18 protein-coding genes and 1 pseudogene are annotated in these 21308 nt (G+C 69.5%); 5 read left to right on the forward strand and 14 right to left on the reverse strand.

The window, feature by feature from the left end; translation table 11 throughout:
* Nucleotides 1-53: 53 nt before the first annotated feature.
* Both R2B67_RS06695 and R2B67_RS06700 read right to left on the reverse strand, forming a co-directional pair.
* Nucleotides 54-2327 (reverse strand): M9 family metallopeptidase, encoded by a 2274-nt coding sequence (locus R2B67_RS06695; RefSeq protein WP_455679986.1) that lies wholly within the window; start codon nucleotides 2325-2327, stop codon nucleotides 54-56.
* A gap of 621 nt (nucleotides 2328-2948) precedes the next feature.
* Nucleotides 2949-3575 carry a TetR/AcrR family transcriptional regulator gene (locus tag R2B67_RS06700; RefSeq protein WP_317816874.1) on the reverse strand — a complete coding sequence of 209 codons (627 nt, stop codon included), beginning with the start codon at nucleotides 3573-3575 and terminating at the stop codon, nucleotides 2949-2951.
* Nucleotides 3576-3674: 99 nt separating this feature from the next.
* On the opposite strand from R2B67_RS06700, the gene R2B67_RS06705 reads away from it, so the two are divergent.
* Together R2B67_RS06705 and R2B67_RS06710 are read left to right on the forward strand one after the other, a co-directional pair.
* The gene (locus R2B67_RS06705; RefSeq protein WP_317816875.1) at nucleotides 3675-4328 is read left to right on the forward strand and encodes a CatB-related O-acetyltransferase; all 654 of its coding nucleotides are present in this window, start codon (nucleotides 3675-3677) and stop codon (nucleotides 4326-4328) included.
* 58 nt (nucleotides 4329-4386) lie between these two features.
* Nucleotides 4387-5031, forward strand: a pseudogene (locus tag R2B67_RS06710) (glycosyl transferase); the annotation flags it as partial.
* A 130-nt stretch (nucleotides 5032-5161) separates the two neighbouring features.
* Here the strand turns inward: R2B67_RS06710 and R2B67_RS06715 are convergent.
* Both R2B67_RS06715 and R2B67_RS06720 read right to left on the reverse strand, forming a co-directional pair.
* Entirely contained in the window at nucleotides 5162-5371 is a 210-nt protein-coding gene (locus tag R2B67_RS06715; RefSeq protein WP_317816876.1) for a DUF397 domain-containing protein, read from the reverse strand.
* Nucleotides 5358-6194, reverse strand: a complete 837-nt coding sequence (locus tag R2B67_RS06720) for a helix-turn-helix domain-containing protein (protein ID WP_317816877.1) — start codon at nucleotides 6192-6194, stop codon at nucleotides 5358-5360. Before R2B67_RS06720 ends, R2B67_RS06715 begins: the two co-directional genes overlap by 14 nt.
* 175 nt (nucleotides 6195-6369) lie before the next feature.
* Here R2B67_RS06720 and R2B67_RS06725 point away from each other — a divergent pair, with 175 nt between their 5' ends.
* Both R2B67_RS06725 and R2B67_RS06730 read left to right on the forward strand, forming a co-directional pair.
* Nucleotides 6370-6681, forward strand: coding sequence for a hypothetical protein (locus R2B67_RS06725; RefSeq protein WP_317816878.1), 312 nt, complete (start codon nucleotides 6370-6372; stop codon nucleotides 6679-6681).
* Complete coding sequence (locus R2B67_RS06730; protein ID WP_317816879.1) at nucleotides 6678-6902, forward strand: hypothetical protein; 225 nt, start codon at nucleotides 6678-6680, stop codon at nucleotides 6900-6902. Before R2B67_RS06725 ends, R2B67_RS06730 begins: the two co-directional genes overlap by 4 nt.
* 2 nt (nucleotides 6903-6904) lie before the next feature.
* On the opposite strand, the gene R2B67_RS06735 is transcribed toward R2B67_RS06730, so the two are convergent.
* Both R2B67_RS06735 and R2B67_RS06740 read right to left on the reverse strand, forming a co-directional pair.
* A complete protein-coding gene (locus tag R2B67_RS06735; RefSeq protein ID WP_317816880.1) occupies nucleotides 6905-7948 on the reverse strand; it encodes a LuxR C-terminal-related transcriptional regulator in 1044 nt (347 codons plus the stop codon).
* Nucleotides 7949-8396: 448 nt separating this feature from the next.
* A complete protein-coding gene (locus R2B67_RS06740) occupies nucleotides 8397-9740 on the reverse strand; it encodes an aminotransferase-like domain-containing protein (RefSeq protein WP_317816881.1) in 1344 nt (447 codons plus the stop codon).
* A gap of 262 nt (nucleotides 9741-10002) precedes the next feature.
* Between R2B67_RS06740 and R2B67_RS06745 the strand changes: the two genes are divergently transcribed.
* Nucleotides 10003-10650, forward strand: a complete 648-nt coding sequence (locus tag R2B67_RS06745) for a LysE family translocator (protein ID WP_317816882.1) — start codon at nucleotides 10003-10005, stop codon at nucleotides 10648-10650.
* Here the strand turns inward: R2B67_RS06745 and carB are convergent.
* The 8 genes from carB to R2B67_RS06785 all read right to left on the reverse strand — a co-directional run bounded on the left by carB (nucleotide 10572) and on the right by R2B67_RS06785 (nucleotide 21220).
* Nucleotides 10572-13961, reverse strand: coding sequence for a carbamoyl-phosphate synthase large subunit (carB, locus tag R2B67_RS06750; protein WP_317816883.1), 3390 nt, complete (start codon nucleotides 13959-13961; stop codon nucleotides 10572-10574). The two genes, R2B67_RS06745 and carB, sit on opposite strands and share 79 nt — an antisense overlap.
* Nucleotides 13954-15108: a glutamine-hydrolyzing carbamoyl-phosphate synthase small subunit gene (gene carA / locus R2B67_RS06755; protein WP_317816884.1), complete on the reverse strand. Its 1155-nt coding sequence runs from the start codon at nucleotides 15106-15108 to the stop codon at nucleotides 13954-13956. Before carA ends, carB begins: the two co-directional genes overlap by 8 nt.
* The gene (locus tag R2B67_RS06760) at nucleotides 15105-16382 is read right to left on the reverse strand and encodes an ATP-grasp domain-containing protein (RefSeq protein ID WP_317816885.1); all 1278 of its coding nucleotides are present in this window, start codon (nucleotides 16380-16382) and stop codon (nucleotides 15105-15107) included. Before R2B67_RS06760 ends, carA begins: the two co-directional genes overlap by 4 nt.
* On the reverse strand, nucleotides 16379-16669 hold the full coding sequence (locus R2B67_RS06765) for a hypothetical protein (RefSeq protein WP_026242251.1): 291 nt from the start codon (nucleotides 16667-16669) through the stop codon (nucleotides 16379-16381). The genes R2B67_RS06760 and R2B67_RS06765 overlap by 4 nt, the downstream gene beginning before the upstream one ends.
* Nucleotides 16670-16843: 174 nt before the next feature.
* Entirely contained in the window at nucleotides 16844-18097 is a 1254-nt protein-coding gene (locus R2B67_RS06770) for an ATP-grasp domain-containing protein (protein WP_317816886.1), read from the reverse strand.
* 62 nt (nucleotides 18098-18159) lie between these two features.
* Nucleotides 18160-19113 carry a TauD/TfdA family dioxygenase gene (locus R2B67_RS06775; protein WP_317816887.1) on the reverse strand — a complete coding sequence of 318 codons (954 nt, stop codon included), beginning with the start codon at nucleotides 19111-19113 and terminating at the stop codon, nucleotides 18160-18162.
* A 44-nt stretch (nucleotides 19114-19157) separates the two neighbouring features.
* Nucleotides 19158-19307, reverse strand: a complete 150-nt coding sequence (locus tag R2B67_RS06780; RefSeq protein ID WP_018516189.1) for a hypothetical protein — start codon at nucleotides 19305-19307, stop codon at nucleotides 19158-19160.
* Nucleotides 19308-19381: 74 nt separating this feature from the next.
* Nucleotides 19382-21220 carry a carbamoyltransferase family protein gene (locus R2B67_RS06785; RefSeq protein ID WP_317816888.1) on the reverse strand — a complete coding sequence of 613 codons (1839 nt, stop codon included), beginning with the start codon at nucleotides 21218-21220 and terminating at the stop codon, nucleotides 19382-19384.
* Between the last annotated feature and the right edge of the window lie 88 nt (nucleotides 21221-21308).

Below are 21308 nucleotides of genomic sequence, written 5' to 3' on the forward strand. Positions count from 1 at the left end.
AGACCCGCTCCCAAGGGGGCGGGAGCGGGTCGTCGGCACCGGGTGGTGCCGGGTCAGAACTCCGCGGAGACCACGAGCCCCGACACCGCCTGTTCAGCGGCGATGGAGACGTAGTTCCACCCTGGGGTGGGGTTGTTCACGGTCACGGTCTCGGCGTTGCCGGGTTTGGCGGACCGGTGGGTGAAGTCGGTCTTCGACGGCCAGGAACCGGCCCGGTGGTACAGGTCGGCGTTGCCCGTCCCGCCATGGGTACTGAGGCGCAACTTCGTTGTCCCGGCGGGCACATAGAGGGTGAGGTAGGCGTAGTCACCGGCCCGGGCCGAGACACCGGAGCGTGCGCAGTTGCGGTCGAGCCGGGTCCGCTCGGGGAGAGTGCACTCGGGCAGGTCCGGCGGATCGGTCGGATCGGTCGGGTCGGTCGGATCGGGCGGGTTCGTGGCTTCACCGCAGTCGCCTGCGGCGCAGGCGGTGAGCCAGGCGTTCCAGCCGGCGTCGTAACGCGTGCCGATGGTGGTCTTGAGGTGGGTGCGGGCGGCGGTCCAGTTCCCGGCGCGGTAGTGGCGGAGGACGGTGTCCAGGTCCGCGCGGTGGGACTGGACCATGTAGCGGACCGCGAGGTAGCCCCAGCGGTAGATCCGGGTGCTGTCGCTGTTGTCGTAGGTGGTGTCGAACAGGGTGCTGAGGGGGTAAGTGCGCTTGCCTGCCTCGGCGATGGCGGCGTCGTAGGTGAGTCGGCGGTAGGAGTAGGAGACGTACTCCGCGAATCCTTCGACCCACCAGACGGTCGGGGTGGTCATGCCGTCGGCGAAGTCACCGGCCATGGTGAAGCGGCCGTCGAGGTAGTGGGTGTACTCGTGGTTGAGGTTCCAGATCTGGAAGTCCGGCCTCAGCCACTCGGCCTCGTAGGCGATGAAGCGCGCTTGGTTGCCGACGGCGGACGGGTCGCCCTCCAGGTACATGCCGCCGTTGTTCGTGTCGATGCCGAACATGGCGCCCGCGTAGGTCCCGTAGTCGTCGCTGGAGTTGTAGACGACGACTTCGAGGCGGGTGTTGAGGTCACCGGCCACCGGCCCGCTATCACGGGCGAGGCCGTGGAAGAAGGCGTCCTGACCGGCCAGGCTGGCGCAGGTGGAGGCGAGTTGGGCGGCCGACATCTCCTGGGCGCGGATGCGCAGGCTGCCGCTGCAATCGTGCCGGACCGGCAGAGCGGCCCGGTCGAGTCGGGCGGGGAGGTCGCAGGTCGCGAAGTAGGCGCAGTTGCCCGTGTCGTAGTAGTTGGCCGACTCGGCCAGGCCCACCCACAGGGGTGCGGTCACCCCGGTGATGGACGTCCGGTCGAGGAGCCCCTTGACCTGCGGGCGCACCCCGGCGCGCAGCGCCTCGTACGACAGGAAACGGGCGAGTTCGCGGCCCGCGTTGGTGACGAGGAACGCATGGTCGGTGCCGAGCAGGGCGAGGTTGCGGGAGGCGAAGGAGTGGACCGTGTCGGCGGTGGACCGGTCCGCGGTGACGGCCGCGACGAAAGCCGGGAGTTGGTGCCCCCGGAACAGCACGGTAAAGGTGTTGTTGACGGCGGCTCGCATGTTCCAGAGCGCGTTGTACGAGGTGTCGTAGCCGGTGAGCAGGCGGTTGACGACGAGTAGGTAGCGGGCGTTCTCCTGGGAGCTGTCGATGAGGATGACGGCTTCGGAGAGCGCCTCGCCGTTGGCGTCGGTGACGTCACGGGAGCGCGGGGAGGCAAAGAAGGCGTCGAGCCCGGACCGTATCGCGGTGGTGAGCGCCGGTCCGTACGGGCCGACGGCCGGCTCGTTGTACCACTGCACGTAGTACCCGGCCCGCAGGTAGAGCACCAACTGCGGTACGCCGGTCGACCCGTTGCCCGGGTAGGCGGCCGAGGCATCGCGCAGCGCGGACGCCACCGTCACCATCTGCGCCTCCCGGAAGGCGAGGCGCGCGTTCTCACCGGTGAGGCCGAAGAGCGTGTTGACGCACGCCGTGTCGGACGCCTTGATCTGCTGGACGAGGGCGCTGCCGGTACGCGAGGTGAAGTCCGCCGGGTCACAGGCGGCGGCCGGGGCGGCGCCGGGGCCCTCGGCGGGCTCGTCATAGTCCTGCTGACGTGCGGCGTCGGACGCCGGGGCCGGACCCCGCTCGTCGACGGGCAGCGCGGAGGCGCGTACGTGGTCGGGCTCGGGTGTGCCGTCGGCGGCCGCCGGGGCCGTGGCGGCTACCGGAGCCTGCGCAGACTGCGGGGACTCCTGGGACTCCTGGAACTGCGGGGCAGACGCGAACGACGGGGCGGCGAACGAGGTCGTACCCAGGCACATGCAGAGTGCCAACGCGGCTAAGGTCGCGGCGCGTCTGCGCATCGATGCTGGTCTCACCAGCGGCCTCCTCTTAAGGCTCACCCGGGACGGGTGTGGGGGATGAGGGTGGGTGGGGATGGCGGATCGAGACCCTGCCCGTTCATGAGCTTGACATGAACACGCAAGGTGCTGTGCGACAGTACAATTTCACACAGCACTGCATTTGAGAAGGCGCCCGGCGGGACTTTCGACTCGGCCCTGTTCTCGTACAGCTACGGCGAACGGACGCGTAGCGCTACGTGGTGCTCGGGGACATCGAGGACCTGGACGGCTGGACCCTGCACCGGCTCCGCCACAGTGCGCTCACCCACGACGCCGAGGGTGGCACCTCCACCCCGATGCCGCCGGCCCGCTCCCCGTCACGCCTCCGTCCGCTCCCTGGAGCGGTACGCCCGCCCCGGTGTGGACGCGGTCGCCAGGCACGTAGCCGACCGCGACCCGGCCGTCCGCCACCGTAGGTGAGCCCTCGAAAGCTGGCCTCGCGGCTATGTGCTCCCTGGTGCCCGAACCAGGGCTACCGGACCGTGATCCAGGTCTTGTGGCGCCCTTGATTGCGCTTGCGTTCGTTCCCTGTCTCCTCGATCACACGCTCTCTTCCCGACGGACGGAGAAGGCGCCCGCAGCAGCCGCCAGGACGGCCGCCTCCGCGGCCCGTTCCGGGAGTTGCGGGTCCGGATCGGCACGCAGGAGCACCAGCTGGTGGTAGAGCGGTGCCGTGGCGGCGATCAACAGGCTCCGCGCGTCTGTGTGCTGTGCGGGGAGTTCACCGCGCTCGATGGCGCGCTCGACGAGGATCTCGCACTGGGCGTACCGGTCCGTCCACAACTGAGTCTGAGCCCGCGCAGCCTGTCCGGAGTGGAACGAGGCGGCCATCAGGGCGACGGCGAGCGACGGCTGCACGACCAGGGATTCCTGGATCTCCTGGTTGAGGGCCGTCAGATCGCCGCGCAGGGAGCCGGTGTCCGGCGGCTGCCAGTCGATCTCGCCGGCGGCGTCGATGACGTCGACGAGTAGGCCGCCGACATCGCGCCAACGCCGGTAGACCGTGGCGCGGTGCACTCCGGCCCGCGTCGCGACACCCTCCATCGTGAGTCCTTCGTGACCGCCGTCAGCGAGTTCGGCGCGTACAGCATCGAGAACCTGGGCGCGGATGCGGGCGGTGCGACCGCCCGGGCGGCGGTCCGACGTCGTGTCCGGTGGGTCTGTCATCGGCAATCAGTATCCGGTTGATCAAGGCGGCAGGACTGTGCCAGCATCTTAACGCGACAATTGTCGCTCCAGGTTCACCAGAGAGGAACCGCTTCCGCAATGCCTCCCGTTCCCGCTGACCCCACCGTGCTCCACCCGATGCCCGAGCACCCGCGCGTGGTTCTGCTCAAGCCGTTGGTGAAGTCGCCGTTGATCGAGGTCGGTGACTTCTCCTACTACGACGATCCGGACGACCCGACCGCGTTCGAGACGCGCAACGTTCTCTACCACTACGGTCCCGAGCGGCTTGTCATCGGCAAGTACTGCGCGCTGGGGACGGGCACCCGGTTCATCATGAACGGCGCCAACCACCGTATGGACGGCCCTTCCACCTTCCCGTTCCCCACGATGGGGGGCTCTTGGGCGGAGCACTTCGACCTGATCACCGACCTGCCCGGCCGGGGCGACACGGTCGTCGGCAACGACGTGTGGTTCGGGCACGGCGCCACAGTCATGCCCGGCGTACGGATCGGCCACGGCGCGATCATCGCCGCCGGCGCCGTGGTCACCGGCGACGTCCCCGACTACGGCATCGTCGGCGGCAACCCGGCCCGGCTCATCCGCACCCGCTACGACGCCGCGGACATCGCCCGGCTCCTCGCGGTGGCGTGGTGGGACTGGCCCGTGCAGTCCATCACCAGGCATGTACGGACGATCATGTCGGGGACCGTCGCCGACCTGGAGGAGGCCGCCGCGCAGATCGACCAGCCCTGACATCGCGTCCTCGCCACACCGCCCGCACCCGTTCCGCGCCGGAAACGAGTGATCGCCCATGTCCCGTCGCCGTGCCCATATCGCGATGGTCGGCGTCCCCGTCGTCAGCCATGTCCTGCCCAGCCTCGCTCTCATCCGTGAGCTGGTGGCCCGCGGGCACCGGGTCACCTACGCCAACGACCCGTTCGTGGCCGACCAGATCGAGTCCGCCGACGCGGAGCTGGTGCCCTGCACCTCCACGTTGCCCGTCGCGGACAACGACTGGCCTGCCGATCCCATCGCCGCGGCGAGCCTCTTCCTCGACGACGCCGTCCAAGCGCTCCCGCAACTGCGCGCCGCCTACGATCATGATCCGGCCGATTTGTACCTCTACGACATCGGCGCCTATGCCGCGCGCGCCCTCGGCGAAGCCCAGGGCCGTCCCCTGGTGCAGCTGTCCCCGACGTTCGTCGGCTGGGACGGCTACCAGGAGGAAGTCGCGGCGCATCTGAGGAAACTGCCCGGCGCCGACGCGTACCGGGACAGGTTCGCACGGTGGCTCGCCGACTGCGATGCGACCACCACGAACGTGGACACGTTCTCCGGTCCGCCCGCCCGGGCCCTCGCCCTGATCCCGAGAGCGATGCAGCCGCACGCCGATCGAGTCGACACCGACACGGTGACCTTCGTCGGCCCCTGCGTCGACAGCCGAGCGGACAACGACGACCACAGCAGTCACACAGGGCTACTTGTCCGTTCGCCGTAGCTATACGAGAACAGGGCCGACTCGGCGGGGGTACGACGATGGCCCCCGCTGAGCGTGTCAGCGGGGGCCATCGCGTACCGGCGTCGGATCAGGCGGTCAGGTCGCCGCTCTTGACCGCAGAGACGAACGACGTCCAGCCGGCGGCTGCGAACGTGAGCGCCGGGCCGTGCGGGTTCTTGCTGTCCCGGACCGGGACGGCGGGGGCGAAGTCGTCCGCGACCTCAAGGCACTGGCCGCCGTCCTGGTTGCTGTAGCTGCTCCTGCGCCAAGTGGCTGCGTTCAGATCAAGGGCTCGCACGTACTTCCTCCAGGATGCGCAGAATGAACCTCCGCGACTCGGCTGGTGAAAGAGCCAGGTCGCGTACCGAATCGTACGCACGTTGCAGCCGCTCAACCGTTACAGAGTCCTCGATGAGTTCGCCCCTGTACCCGTTCTCGGCATACGCCACGGTACGCCCATCGGGCAGGCGGAGGAACATGACGTCAGCGTTCGTGAGGCCGTGCAAACCCGCACTGAACGGTGCCACCTGCAGGGTCACGTCATCCCTTTCACCGAGCTCCAACAGATACTCCAACTGCTGCCTCCACCCCTGCGGATCGCGCAGCGACGTCCGCAACACCGCCTCCGACAGGATGGTCCGGAACTGTGGCGCATCCTCACCGGCAAGCAGCTCCCGCCGCCCCATCCGCGCTTCAACCTGCTGGTCCAGCGCCTCTCCCTTGAGCCCACCGGCCGATAACACCTCCCGCGCATACGCAGGCGTCTGCAACAACCCCGGCAACACGCTCACCGCGAAGTGCCACAGACTCACCGCGTCGGCCTCCAGCGCCATGTACCGCCGGTACCGCTCCTTGAACTGGGTCTTGTCGCTGACGGCCAGCTCCCAGAGGGCCAGCAGCAGCCCCGGCGTCCCGTAATGGACGTCCAGCGCCTGGACCACCTCCGGGCCGCCGACGGTCTCACCCTTCTCCATCTTGCCGAACAGCGACCAGTCCCAGCCCAGCCGTTCGCCCAGCTCCCGCAGGCTGTGACCGCGTGCCGTGCGCAGGAGTCGTAGCTCCTCCGCGAAGCGTGCGCGTGGTTCCCTGCTGCGGCCCGTGACCGCTCGCCTCGTCGGCATCGCGTCCTCCGTGGAACGTGTGGAACGTAGCTCTCCCGGCCGGGAAGCTGCGCCCGGATTCCCCCGGACGGCACTCCTGGCCAGGCCATTCTCGTAATGAGCCCCTCACGCACGGTAGTTCAGGCCGGGCGGCCGGGGCGCCGGTTCCGTGCAACATCAGCCGAAGGAGGACGCCATGTCGTCCAAGCCGCCGCTCCCCCGCCGTACGCCGCAGAGCGCCACGTTCAACTCCGGTGCCGCCAAGGTGAAGGAGGCAATGGACGCGCGGGACGCGCTGGCCACCGCCCTCACCCGGGCCGGTATCCAGCTTCCCGCCATGGATGTCCGTACGCCGTGGGCCGACACCGTGCGCGAGGACGACGAGGGCGGCGAGGACGCCTCGGAGCACGCGGGCGAGATCCGGTACGCCCTCGTCCACCTCGGGGTGTGCTCCGCCCCCGTGGCCCACGCGTTGGCGACCGCCATCACGAACGGGCTGGCCAGGTGAGGGAGGGCGGTGGCCCCGGTGTCGGGGCGGCCGTCCATGACGCCGGGTGCGACCGGGTCGGGGTGGTGCTCGGCCACCGGGGCGCCCTCCTCCGGCTCGGCCCGCTCGGCGGCGGGCGCCCCTGGGAGGCGGACCCCGCGAACGTACGGCCCCTCAGCCGTGCCGAACAGCTGAGCGCCCAGCTCGCCGAGGTGAACGCCCGCAGCCGGCAACCGCGCTGACGTCAGCCGCAGGACTCCCGCGCGGCCTGCCAACGCTGGCGGGCCGGGGGGCCCGGGGCCTCCCCGGGGAGGGCACTGTCCTGTTCGAGCAGCCGCCGCTGCGAGAGGAGATAGCCCAGCTCCGCCCTGCTGCGGCTGCCCAGCGCTTCGGAGACCTTGCGGATGTGGGTGGAGACGGTGCGGGCGCTCATGCCCAGCCGGGACGCGATGGACTCGTCGGTGTGGCCGGTCACGACCAGGCGGAGCACGGTCCTGCGGACGGAACTGGTGAGCAGGTCGGGGCGGTGCCGTTCGACGCTGATGGCGACGGGCTCCGCGCGCTCCCACGCGTGGTCGAACATCTTGGCCAGGAACTCGACCACCCCGGGATGGCGAAGCGCCAGTGCGGTGCTCTTGCGCTCCGCGGTACCCGGGATGAAGGCGACGGAGCGGTCGCAGATGATGACGCGCTCGAAGACCTCATCCACGGTACGGACCCGGGCGCCCTCGGCGAGGACCTGTTCGATGTAGGCGAGGGTGGGCGCGTGGGACCGGACGCTGTGCTGGTAGAGGGTGCGCTGCCGTACGCCCTTCCGCAGCAGCGCGAGATCGCGGGGTAAGGCCTCGGCGAGCAGCGCGGGCGGCCGGCCGCCGCCGGGCTGTGCGGTCAGCAACTCCTCCTTGCAGGACCCGACGGCCTTACGCAGCGCCTCACCGATCACCTCTTCGCCGTTCAGGGACTCGATGGGCAGCTCGGCCCGGCGCTGGGCCTTTCGGTAGACGGCCTCCGCCGCGAGAAAAGATGAATGTAGAACTTCCAGGGATTTCCGGCGCTCCTCTATGTCGCGCTCGACATGGCGCGCCAGCAGCGATTCGGCGATCCCCGGGGGAACGGGCACGTACACGTCCCGCCGGCCGGGCAGCGGCCTGAGCAGACCGGAGCGTACGAGGGAGGCGGGCACATCACCGGATATCGTCCCCGCCTCCAGCGCCTCGCGGTAGCGCCGCAGCACCTCCTCGCTCAGGCGTACCTCGCTAAGTGACGTTTTGTCAGGTTCTGACGCCATCTGCGCATCCTTCGTGTTGCCGCAATTCGTGGTCGGGACGGGAGGCAGGCTCGCACCGTCGCCTGAATATGCATAAGGATGGCCGTGACGCAAAAAATGCGCCCGAACAAAAGCGATCGAGATACCGCCGCCCGGGTTATCCACAGGAACGCGCCCGGGAAATTTCACAAACGGGAAACACCCTCCGTGAAACATGGAAACAATCACATCGATAAGGTGATGGTATGTATCGGACCGTCAGCGCTGCGCACACTTGCTTTTCGGAGCGCACGCACCACGCAGAACGGGCACGAAAAGACTCCGCCTGGGGCTGATGCACGAAAAGCGCAAACAGCGTCATTCCCTATTCGGCCGACTTCTCCTCAAAATTGACAGGGAATCATCTCACATCCTGAGACAACCTACCTCTGGCCTGCCCCTCCGCCCGGCCCCGCTCCCCGTCCGCCCCTCAGTCCTGGGCGAGATCGTCCGGGGCCGACCTGGCCAGGTCGGCCAGGGTCGCGAGGGCCCGGGAGAGGGTCTCCTCGGCGGGCGAGGCGAGACCGAGCCGGATCGCGTGCGAGCCGCGGTGGCGGCCGACGGAGAACGCGGCAGCCGGGGTGACCGCGATGCCGTGCCGCGCCGCGGCGGCCACGAAGGTGTCGGCACGCCACGGACGCGGCAGCTCCCACCAGCGGTAGTACGACCCCGGCGCGCTGCGGGTCACGAAGTCCCCGAGGTGGCGCTGCGCGATCTCCTGCCGCTCCACGGCCTGCCGCTGCTTGGCCCGTACGAGCGTCTCCACGACGCCGTCCGCCTGCCACTGGGCCATCGCCTCCAGCGGGAAACCCATGGGCGTCCAGCCCCCCGAGCGCAGTGCGGCCGCGACCCCGCCCGACACGGCGGCGGGGGCCACCGCGAAGCCCAGGGAGAGCCCTGGGGAAAGCCGCTTGGACAGGCTGTCGACGAGGACCGTCCGCTCCGGCGCACGCGACGCGAGGGGCGGCAGATCGTCCCGGAGGAAGGCCCAGACGGCATCCTCGATCGCATGGATGCCGCACGTCAGCAGCACATCGGCCAAGCGGTCGAGCCGGTCGGCGGGCATGGTCAGCGACAGCGGATTGTGCAGGACGGGCTGTACGTAGACGGCGTGCAGCGGCCCGGCCCGGTGCGCCTCCACCACCGCCTCCGGGATCAGCCCGGCCTCGTCCATGGCGAGCGGCACGAGAGTGACGCCGAGCCGGGTGGCGATCGCCTTGAGCACCGGGTACGTCAGCTCCTCGACGCCCAGCCGCGCGCCCGGCCGGGTCACCGCCGAGACAACCGCCGAGATCGCCTGCCGGCCGCTCCCGGCGAACAGGATCCGCTCAGGATCGGGGCGCCAGCCGCCCCGGGCGAGCAGATCCGCCGCCCCATCGCGGGCGGCGCGGGTACCGGCCGCACCGACCGGGCGCAACACCGGCTCCAGCCGGCCCGGGCTCAGCAGCTTCCCCAGACCGACGGCGAGCAGCTCGGCCTGCTCGGGCACCACGGGATAGTTCAGCTCCAAGTCGACCCGGCTGTCGGCGGGTTCGGACAGCGCGGGGGCAGGGGCCGCCACACTTGAAGCGTCGCGCACGAAAGTTCCGCGGCCCACATGGCCCTCGGTGAAGCCCCGGCGTGCGAGCTCCTGATAGACGCGGGTGGCCGTGGAATTCGCGATGCCGTACTGCCGGGCGAATTCCCTTTGGGTGGGCAGCCGTTCACCCGTCCTGAGCCGACCCGCCCTGATCTCCGCGGCCACCGCGTCGGCGACGCTCCGGTAGTCCTTCACGGGCCTCACCTTCCGCACTCATCAGTCATCGCTCATCGCCATCGCTCTTCAGTCATCGCCCATCGACGCACTCAGTGGCATCGAAGCACAGTATTGCACCGAGTTCAATATTTCGTATTGAACCGAGGAAAGAATTGACCTTACACTCGAATTGCTCCGAGTCGCGGCTCCGTCAGGAGCCCGGAAATGCACGGAGCAGCAACGGAACCAACCGACTGACCGACCGAAGAACAGACCTCGAACAGAAGGCGGCGCGCAGCAAATGGTTGAGCTGACCGGAGTACTGGGGGTCGCGATGGTCGCCCTGGGGATGGTGCTCACCCCCGGCCCGAACATGATCTATCTCGTCTCCCGAAGCATCACCCAGGGCCGGCGCGCCGGCATCGTCTCTCTCGGCGGTGTCGCGGTGGGGTTCCTGGTCTACCTGCTGGCGACGAACCTGGGCCTGTCGGTGGTGTTCATAGCGGTGCCCGAGCTGTACATCGCGGTGAAGCTGGCCGGGGCTGCGTACCTCGCCTATCTCGCCTGGACCGCCCTGAAGCCCGGAGGCGTCTCCGTCTTCGCCCCCCAGGAGATGCCGCACGACTCACCGCGCAAGCTGTTCACGATGGGGCTGATGACGAACCTGCTCAACCCGAAGATCGCCATCATGTACCTCTCCCTCATCCCGCAGTTCATCAACCTGGACTCGGGACACGTGCTGTTCCAGGGGTTCGTGCTCGGCTCCGTCCAGATCGTGGTGGCCCTCACGATCAACCTGAGCATCGTCCTGGCCGCCGGATCCATCGCCGTGTTCCTCGCCCGCCGCCCTTCCTGGCTCAAGGTGCAGCGCTACATGATGGGAACGGCCCTCGCCCTGCTGGCCGTCTCGGTCGCGCTGGACACCTCGATGCCCGCGAGTTCGAACTGATCCCGCACGGTCATCGCGGTGAGCTGCTCGGCGTGTTCTTGGAGTGAGCGGACGCCGACGTCGCCGCCGTTGAGGGCGTCGATGCCCTGGACGGCCGCGGCGAGTGCCTGGACGGTGGTCAGGCACGGCACGGACCGGGCCACGGCAGCAGTACGGATCTCGTACCCGTCGAGCCGGCCGCCGGTGCCGTAAGGCGTGTTGACGATGAGGTCGACCTCGCCGTCGTGGATGTGCTGGACGATGGTCTTCTCCCCGTTGGGGCCCTCGCCTTCGGACTGCTTGCGCACGATGGTGGCGTTGATCCCGTTGCGCTTCAGCACCTCGGCGGTGCCGGAGGTGGCCATCAGCTCGAAACCGTGCGCGACGAGCTCACGGGCCGGGAAGATCATGGAGCGCTTGTCCCGGTTCGCGACCGAGATGAACGCCCGCCCGGAGGTGGGCAGCGGCCCGTACGCACCGGCCTGCGACTTCGCGTACGCCGTCCCGAAGACGGAGTCGATGCCCATGACCTCACCCGTGGAGCGCATCTCCGGGCCCAGGACCGTGTCGACACCCCGGCCGTGGATGTCCCGGAACCGCGACCACGGCATGACGGCTTCCTTGACGGAGATCGGCGCATCGAGGGGCAGCGTGCCACCGTCACCGGTCTTCGGGAGCAAGCCCTCGGTGCGCAGCTCGGCGATGGTCGCGCCGAGGGAGATGCGGGCGGCGGCCTTCGCGAGCGGGACGGCGGTCGCCTTGGAGGTGAAGGGAACCGTGCGGGAGGCACGGGGGTTGGCCTCCAGCACGTAGAGGATGTCCCCGGACAGCGCGAACTGGATGTTGATCAGCCCGCGCACCCCGACACCACGCGCGATGGCCTCGGTGGAGGCCCGCAGCCGCTTGATGTCGAACCCGCCCAAGGTGATCGGAGGCAGCGCGCAGGCGGAGTCCCCGGAGTGGATGCCCGCTTCCTCGATGTGCTCCATGACACCGCCGAGGTAGAGCTCGGTGCCGTCGTAGAGGGCGTCGACGTCGATCTCGATCGCGTCGTCCAGGAACCGGTCCACCAGCACCGGCCGGGTCGGGCTGATCTCCGTCGACTCCGCGATGTACGACTCCAGGCGCGCCTCGTCGTACACGATCTCCATACCCCGGCCGCCGAGGACGTAGGAGGGTCGGACCAGGACCGGGTAGCCGATCTCGTCCGCGATCGCCTTCGCCCCGGCGAACGTGGTGGCGGTGCCGTGCTTCGGGGCCGGGAGCCCGGCCTCGGCGAGGACCTGGCCGAACGCACCACGGTCCTCAGCGGCGTGGATCGCCTCCGGGGAGGTGCCGACGACGGGGACGCCGTTGTCCTTGAGGGCCTGGGAGAGGCCGAGGGGGGTCTGGCCGCCGAGCTGGACGATGACGCCGGCGATGGGTCCGGCGAGGGATTCGGCGTGGACGATCTCCAGGACGTCCTCCAGGGTGAGCGGCTCGAAGTACAGCCGGTCGGAGGTGTCGTAGTCCGTCGAGACGGTCTCGGGGTTGCAGTTGACCATCACGGTCTCGTACCCGGCGTCGGAGAGGGCGAAGGAGGCGTGGACGCAGGAGTAGTCGAACTCGATGCCCTGCCCGATCCGGTTCGGCCCCGACCCCAGAATGATCACCGCCGGCTTCGTACGCTGAGCGACCTCGGACTCCTCGTCGTAGGAGGAGTAGAAGTACGGCGTCTTCGCCGCGAACTCGGCCGCGCACGTATCCACCGTCTTGTACACCGGCCGGATCCCCAGCGCGTGCCGCACCTCCCGGACCACGTCCTCACGCAGACCCCGGATCTCACCGATCTGGACGTCGGAGAAGCCGTGCCGCTTCGCCTCGGCGATCAGACCGGCATCCAGACGCTCGGCCGAGGCCAGCTCGTCCGCGATCTCCTTGATCAGGAACAGCTGGTCCACGAACCACGGATCGATCTTCGTCGACTCGAAGACCTCCTCCTGCGTGGCCCCGGCCCGGATCGCCTGCATGACGGTGTTGATCCGACCGTCCGTAGGCCTCACTGCTTCCGCGAGGAGCTCCGTCTTGTCCCCCACCGGGCCGGTGAAGGCGAACTGGGAGCCCTTCTTCTCCAGCGAGCGCAGCGCCTTCTGGAGGGCTTCGGTGAAGTTCCGGCCGATCGCCATCGCCTCCCCCACCGACTTCATCGTCGTCGTCAGCGTCGAGTCGGCGGAGGGGAACTTCTCGAACGCGAACCGCGGCGCCTTCACCACCACGTAGTCGAGCGTCGGCTCGAACGAGGCCGGGGTCTTCTCCGTGATGTCGTTCGGAATCTCGTCCAGCGTGTAGCCGACAGCGAGCTTCGCGGCGATCTTGGCGATCGGGAAACCCGTCGCCTTCGACGCCAGCGCCGAAGACCGGGAGACCCGCGGGTTCATCTCGATCACGATGACCCGCCCGTCGGTCGGGTCGATCGCGAACTGGATGTTGCAGCCACCGGTGTCGACACCCACCTCGCGGATGATCGCGATACCGACATCCCGCAGCCGCTGGTACTCGCGGTCGGTCAGCGTCATCGCCGGAGCGACCGTGATGGAGTCACCGGTGTGGACACCCATCGGGTCGAAGTTCTCGATCGAACACACGACCACGACGTTGTCGTTCTTGTCCCGCATCAGCTCCAGCTCGTACTCCTTCCACCCCAGAATCGACTCCTCCAGGAGCACCTCAGTGGTCGGAGACAACGTCAAGCCCTGGCCGGCGATGCGGCGCAGCTCTTCTTCGTCGTGGGCGAAGCCGGAACCCGCGCCGCCCATGGTGAAGGACGGGCGGACGACGACGGGGTAGCCGCCGAGGGTGTCGACGCCCTTGATGACGTCGTCCATGGTGTGGCAGATCACCGAGCGGGCGGACTCGCCGTACCCGATCTTCGCCTTCACGGCCTCGACGACGCCCTTGAACAGGTCGCGGTCCTCCCCCTTGTTGATCGCCTCCACATTGGCGCCGATCAGCTCGACCCCGTACTTCTCCAGCACCCCCTGCTCGTGCATCGAGATCGCCGTGTTGAGTGCGGTCTGGCCGCCCAGGGTCGGCAGGAGGGCGTCGGGGCGTTCCTTCGCGATGATCTTCTCGACGAACTCCGGAGTGATCGGCTCGACATAGGTGGCGTCGGCGATCTCGGGGTCGGTCATGATCGTGGCGGGGTTGGAGTTGACCAGGATGACCCGCAGCCCCTCCGCCTTCAGGACCCGGCAGGCCTGGGTGCCGGAGTAGTCGAACTCGGCGGCCTGGCCGATGACGATCGGACCCGAGCCGATGACCAGGACGGACTGGATATCGGAGCGCTTAGGCACGCTGGCCCTCCATCAGAGAAACGAAACGATCGAACAGGTAAGCGGCATCATGCGGACCAGCAGCCGCCTCGGGGTGGTACTGCACACTGAACGCCGGCCGGTCCAACAGCTGGAGGCCCTCGACGACCTGGTCGTTCAGGCAGACATGGGAGACCTCGGCGCGGCCGAACTTCGTGTCGGACACCTGGTCCAGCGGGGCGTCGACGGCGAAGCCGTGGTTGTGCGCGGTCACCTCGACCTTGCCGGTCGTGCGGTCCTGCACGGGCTGGTTGATCCCCCGGTGCCCGTACTTCAACTTGTAGGTGCCGAAGCCGAGGGCGCGGCCGAGGATCTGGTTGCCGAAACAGATCCCGAACAACGGCGTCGACCGCTCCAGCACACCCTGCATCAACGCCACCGGGTGATCAGCCGTGGACGGGTCACCGGGACCGTTGGAGAAGAACACACCGTCCGGCTCGACCGCGTACACCTCCTCCAGCGTGGCCGTCGCCGGCAGGACGTGTACCTCGATACCCCGCTCCGCCATCCGGTGCGGCGTCATGCCCTTGATCCCGAGGTCGATCGCGGCGACGGTGAACTTCTTCGTCCCGATCGCGGGAACGACGTACGCCTCCTTGGTGGCGACCTCGGCGGACAGGTCCGCACCCGTCATCTCCGGGGCCTGCCGCACCTTCGCCAGCAGCGTCCCCTCATCCGCGATCGCGTTCCCCGAGAAGATCCCGACCCGCATCGCACCACGCTCGCGCAGGTGCCGGGTCAGCGCACGCGTGTCCACACCACTGATCCCCACCACACCCTGCGCCACCAGCTCCTCATCCAGCGACCGCTGCGCACGCCAGTTGGACGGCTTACGGGCCGGGTCTCGAACGACGTAACCCGACACCCAGATACGGCCCGACTCCGGGTCCTCGTCGTTCACGCCCGTATTACCGACGTGCGGGGCCGTCATCACCACCACCTGACGGTGATACGACGGATCAGTCAGCGTCTCCTGATAACCCGTCATCCCGGTCGAGAACACCGCCTCGCCGAAGGTCTCCCCCACGGCCCCATAAGCACGGCCGTGGAACGCACGGCCGTCCTCCAGAACGAGTACGGCGAACGGCGGCGGCCCTCCACTGCCCCTGCCCCCTCCCTCGCCCCTCATCGATCCAGTCCGCAGGCCACACGCGCTCCACGCTCCGGTACGCACTCCAACCGGAACTGGGCTGCCGTCCTGAGGATCGCCTTCTCCACGTCACCGCTCGACCCCCCGCGGAACCGGAACCGGGCGCCCACGTGCTCGTACCCGCCCACGCGCGGGACCACCTGCCCCACGGCCGGGACCACCACGGCGTAGGGGCCCTCGTCAGGGGTCGGCGGTTCGGGGAGGTCCCAGGCCGTCACGCGGCAGGGGGCCGGGACGGGTGAGGGCACCAGCAGCCAGCCGCCCGTACGCCATACGTCCGGTACGGGGAGGTGAGGGCGCCGGCCTAGCTGGACGTCGGCGGCGGCCCCGGCAAGGTCGATGCCGTGCACCTCCCGCCAGACGAACGGGATCTCCGCCCCGCCGACCCGGTACCCCGCCTCCAGGAACTGGATCGAGGGCGAGCCGTCGGCGGACGTACCGACGAACGCCTCCAGGTGGAAGACCCACGGTTCCGGGCCGAGCGCCCTCGCAACCCGGGAGGTGAACTCGCTGAGCGGAAGCAAGAGTTCGGGATCGTCGACCTCGACCGAGCCGAGCGCCTCGCCCTGGGTGAAGTCCACGCAGGTGTTGACGTACCGGGAGGCCCGCCAGGGGCCCAGTTCTTCGCCGGTCCACAGGCCGTCGATGTGGAAGATCGGGTCGGCGCAGAACCGCTGGACCAGGCGCGGTTCCGGGGGCGAGGTGCGCAGCAGCGGCAGGTCGGCCTCGGAGTCGAGCCGTACGACACCCCTGCTCGCTGTCCCCCGGCGCGGCTTGACCACGACCGGCCAGCCGTGGCGTTCGGCGAAGGCCAGGACGGCGGCCTCGTCCGGGGCGTCCGCGAAGGCGGGGGCGGGTATGTCCGCGTCGGCGGTCACCCGGTTCATGGTGAGCTTGTCGCGGAAGCGGGCCAGGGCGGCGGGGGCCTGGCCCGCGCAGCCCAGCCGTTCGCGGATCACGGCCGCGGTGTCGAGGTCGCCCTCGTTGAGGGCCACCACCCGCTCCGGCACTCCGAAGTGGGTTCGCAGCTCGGTCACCGCGCGCCAGACGGCGTCGAGGTCGTCGGTGGCCGGGACGGTACGGGCGGCTGCCGCGCCGCCGGGGACCGAGTCGAGCGCCAGTTCCGTGGTCACGTAGGTGACCCGGTGGGTGCGGTGGTCGACGTACTCCTCGTAGTGGGCGTGCCGGTCGCGCCAGCGGTGGATGACGATGATGTGTCCGCCGTGTCGGCCGGGTTCGCTGTGTCCGCTCATGTCTGATCGGCTCCGGCGGCCGACATGTCCCGAACCCGGCCCACCGCGAAGGTCGCGGAGACCACGGCGGCCCGGGCCGAGCCGAGTGCGCCGCGCGCCGCGTCCAGGTCGCCGTCGGGGAGCTGGCCCACGATGTCGGTGGCGCAGTCGATCAGGTGCAGCGCGGCGCGGGCGAGGGGCTGCTCGCTGCTGTACCGGTCCTCGACCAGTCGGCGGGCGGTCTGCAGCTGGGCGACGGGGTCCGGCAGGGGCCCCTCCGCCACGACAGGGCAAATGATCGTGTTCATCGGTGAGTCCATCCCAGGAGGCAGGAGGCAGGAGGCAGGAGCGGGGTGAAAAGGGAGAAGGAGAAGGAGAGCGGACACGCGGGCGGCCGGGGCCTCGGCCAGAGGTCCCGGCCGCCCTCGGCCGCGTCCCGCGGCGTGCGGCGCGCGACGGCGGGGCCGGCCGTGCGCCCGCCCTCAGCTCGTCTTGAAGCGGATCCGGTCGTTCGTCGCCTCGCACTTGGCCACGGCGTCGTCCGCGTCGCGCCCGGAGGCGATGACGTACCCGGAGACGCAGTCCGCGACGGTCAGCAGCGGGGGTACGGTCTCGCCGACGCTCTTGCCGATCACGGCCGCCACCTCCGTGTCCGTGAACTCGTCCAGGTACGGGAGGAAGACGTACTGCTTCTCGTCCTTCGGGACCCGGCGGATCTCGTGGGCCGCGTCGTCGTCCACCTCGATCGCGTCGACGGTGCCGGGCTCCGGTGTGAAGAAGCGGACCGCCGCTCCGCCCAGCGGCTCGGGCGAGGTCTGGGGGAGCTCGTCGATGCCGAGCGGGACCGTGAGGAACATTCGGTTGAGGTTCAGCCCGAAGGCGCGGCGGACCAGTTCGGGGGCGCCGCTGCCGGCGAGCCGGGCGTGGGATTCGAGGACGCGCGGGCCCTTCGGGGTGAGGACGAACTCGCTGTGCGAGGGGCCTTCGGTGAGGCCGACGGCGTCCAGCAACTTCGGTGTGAGCTCGCGGAGTTCGGCGAGCCACGGAGTGGCGTACCGGCTGGGGGTGCTGACCTCCCACTCGACGTACCGCTCGTTCATGCGGTACTCGGAATAGCCGATGGTGAGGTGACGGCCGGCATGGGAGAAGGAGTCGACGCTGACGACGGGGCCGTCGAGGTACTCCTCCGCGATGACGGCCGAGGTGTCCGCCTCCTGAAGCGCCTCCCAGGCCTTCTCGGCGTCCTCGGGCCCGTCCACGGGGTGGATGTGAAGGCTGGCGACGCCGTCCACCGGCTTGACGATGATCCGGTCGCCGACCTCCGCCCGGAACGCGGCGATCTCATCGGCGCTCCGGACGATGCGGTAGCGGACGGGGCTGATGCCGTGCTCGTCCAGCAACTTCCGGGTGAGCGCCTTGTCCTTGAGGGCGCGAGCCGTGAACTCGCTGACGCCGGGCAGGCCGAGGGCGTCCACGACGAAGCCGGTGGACTCGGCGGCCGGTTCGGTGGTGGTGAGGACACGGTCGAACGGGCGCTCGGCGTGCAGTGGCTTCAGGAGTTCGAGGATGGCGGGGCCGTCGTCCAGGGGGCCGTGGATGATGCGCTCGCAGTGCTGGGCGACAGCCACGTCGTAGGCGCCCTCCTCGTGGACGAGGACGACATCGATGCCCAGTTCCTTGGCTCCTGCGACCGGTGCCGGCCGGCCGCCGATGACTGCCACGCGGTACTTGCCCATGGGGTTCCCTTCGGAGTGGTAGGTGGTATGTGCGTTTGAGGAAAGGGGAGTTGTGGTGCCGGTCAGGCGGCGTAGCAGCGGCGGAGCCAGCGGGCCGTCGCGTTCGGGCGCGGGGTGAACGCCTTGCGGCGGTGCAGCACACGGAGGTTGTCGAAGATCATGAAGTCGCCGGGCTGGAGGATGAGGTCGGCCGACGGGATGTCGAGCAGGACCTCGCGCCAGCGCTCCAGGGCCTGTTGGGCGGCGGGGGTGAGTCCGGCCGTGGTGCCCCGGTCGTAGCGGGCGCGGCGGCGGCCGTCCGGTCCGGCCTCCAGGACCGGGGTCTTCACCAGCGGGCCGATGGTCTCCCCGTCGTTGGAGTCGGGTGCGCCGACCTCGAACTCCGGTGCACTGAGCGCGGATCGGGTTTCCTCGTCGAGCCGTACGACGACGTCGTCCAGGGCCGCGATCTCGGTGGGGATGCGCTCCTCGTTCCGTATGGCGAAGAAGGTGAGGTACGGCGGTGTGTAGAGCCGGGGGTCCGATCCGGGCGGGCCGAAGGGCTGGTGCGGGTTGTCGGAGTGCCAGAAGAACTCCGAGTCGGCCCCCCAGGAGCTGGTGGTTCCGGAGGCCGCCGGGTTGGGCACCACATTGCGGATGAGCCGGCCGTCGTTCTCGTAACTCACCGCGAACGGCGTGCATCCGAGCAGGCGGATCAGGCCCAGGTGGACGGCGTTGGTCACGGCGAGTTCGCCCTCGTCGGCGAAGCCGCTGACCGGGGTGGCAGGGAAGTCCTGGGTGGGCAGGTTGGACAGGAGTAACGCGTGGGAGCCGGCGGCCGTGAACACCTGGCTGCCGTGGAGGATGTCACCGGGCAGATGGCGCCGCAGCGCGTACGCGCCGATGGAGCCGAGGATGGCGTCGTCGAGGTCGGAGTCGAGGCTGGTCTCCGATACCCGGGCCGATATCTCCTTGCGCAACAGGTCCCGGGCGCTGTCCTCGACTCGGTACCGGGCGAACTGGAGCAAGCTGGTCATCGTCTGTCTCCGTTAGGTCGGTTGCACGCCCTCGTTTGCGTCGCTCAGCGAGCCGTCGACGGGGCTGTCGCGTTCCAGTACGTGTCGGCGCGCCGGTTCCAGCGGCGCGCCAGGGGGTCGTTGACCAGTCGGCTCAGCAGGCCGAGGGGGGTCACGACGAGGTAGTAGGCGATGAGGAGCAGGAAGGTGCGCATGGGGGTCCGTCCGTCCGTTTCGAGGTGTTCTTCGTGGCGGCGACGCGGGGGCGGGAAGGAAGCGCCCGGCGCGCTCAGTCGAGCGGGATCTCGTCGCGCCAGTCGGACGCTTCCTGCCAGGCGGGCTGGTCGCTCTTCTCCAGCAGGAAGTTGCCGAGCGCCAGCATGTCGATGTCGGTCCGCATGAAGCAGGTGTAGGCCTCCTGCGGGGAGTTGACGATCGGCTCGCCGCGTACGTTGAACGAGGTGTTGACCAGGACCGGGCAGCCGGTGAGGGCCTTGAAGGCGGTCAGCAGCCGGTGGTAGGCCGGGTTGCTGTGGCCGGTGACCGTCTGCACGCGCGCCGAGTGGTCGACGTGGGTGACGGCGGGGATGGTGGAGCGCCGCACCTTCAGCAGGTCGAGCCCCGAGGCCCCGCCGTCCTGGGCCTCCAGCCGCTGGGCGGCGGCGACTTGGGAGACGACGAGCATGTACGGGCTCTCCTGCGGCAGGTCGAAGTAGTCCTTGGCGTCCTCGGCCAGGACGGCCGGCGCGAACGGGCGGAAGGACTCCCGGAACTTGATCTTGAGGTTCATCGCCGACTGCATGTCCGGGTTGCGCGGGTCCCCGATGATCGAGCGGGCGCCGAGCGCCCGGGGCCCGAACTCCATGCGCCCCTGGAACCAGCCGACGATCTTCCCCTGGGCCAGCCCGTCCGCGACCTGTGCGGCCAGGGTGTCGCTGTCGAGCCGCCGGTACGGGATGGAGCGCGCGTCCAGGTAGGCGGCGATCTCCTCGTCGCCGTAGGCGGGCCCGAGCAGGGAGCCGCTCATCGCGTCGTGTCCCGTACGCACATGGTCGCGGCGGGCCCCTCGTTCCATCGCGACGGCCTGGGCGGCGCCCAGGGCTCCCCCGGCGTCACCGGCGGCGGGCTGGACCCAGACCTCGTCGAAGATCCCGGCGTCGATCACCTTGCCGTTGGCCACGCAGTTGAGGGCCACGCCGCCGGCCATGCAGAGCCGGGACTCCCCCGTACGCTCGCGGGCGGTCCGGGCGAGCCGGAGCACCGCCTCCTCGGTCACCGCCTGCACCGAGGCCGCGAGGTCGAACTCGCGCTCGGTGAGCGGGGATTCGGAGGTGCGGCGCGGTCCGCCGAAGAGCTTCTCGAAGCCGCGTCCGGTCATCACCTGGCCGCGCAGGTAGGCGAAGTAGCGCATGTCGAGGCGGAAGGAGCCGTCGGGCTTGAGGTCGATGAGCTTCTCGCGGATGAGGTCGGCGTAGCGCGGCTTGCCGTAGGGCGCGAGGCCCATGAGCTTGTACTCGCCGGAGTCGACCTTGAAGCCGCAGAAGTAGGTGAAGGCGGAGTAGAGCAGGCCGAGCGAGTGCGGGAAGCGCAGCTCGGAGACGGGGCGGAGATCGGTTCCGCGTCCGTGCCAGAGGGTGGTGGTGGCCCATTCGCCGACGCCGTCGATGCAGAGCACGGCGGCGGACTCGTAGGGGCTCGGGAAGAAGGCGGAGACCGCGTGCGACTCGTGGTGGCGGCGCACAGAGAGGTCGGGCACCCGGCCCCGGCCCAGCGCGGCGAGTTCGGCGCGCACGGTGTCGGCGGTGCGCAGCTTCCCGCCGGGGCCGAGCCAGGCGGGGAGCGTGTCGCGGAAGGAGGCGAAGCCGGTGGGTGCGGCGCCCGCGAAGGTGGCCAGCACCCGGCGGAACTTCAGCCGGGGGTCCTCGTAGTAGGCGACGGCGGAGACGTCGTCCAGGCTCACGCCCTGCTCGTCGAGGCAGTACGCGACCGCGCGGGAGGGGAACGAGGGGTCGTGCCGCCGCCTGGTGAAACGTTCCTCTTGGGCAGCGGCCACGGGGACGCCGTCGGCTATCAGGGCGGCGGCGCTGTCGTGGTAGAACGCGGAGACTCCGAGAATGAGGTCAGACACCGCTGGGTTCCTCCGGCTGGGTTCGGATGCGGGATCGGGGGCGGGGCGGGGGCGGGGGCAGGGGCAGGGGCAGGTGCAGGTGCAGGGG

The organism is Streptomyces cyaneofuscatus, from assembly GCF_033109485.1.
Lineage (GTDB): Bacteria > Actinomycetota > Actinomycetes > Streptomycetales > Streptomycetaceae > Streptomyces > Streptomyces cyaneofuscatus.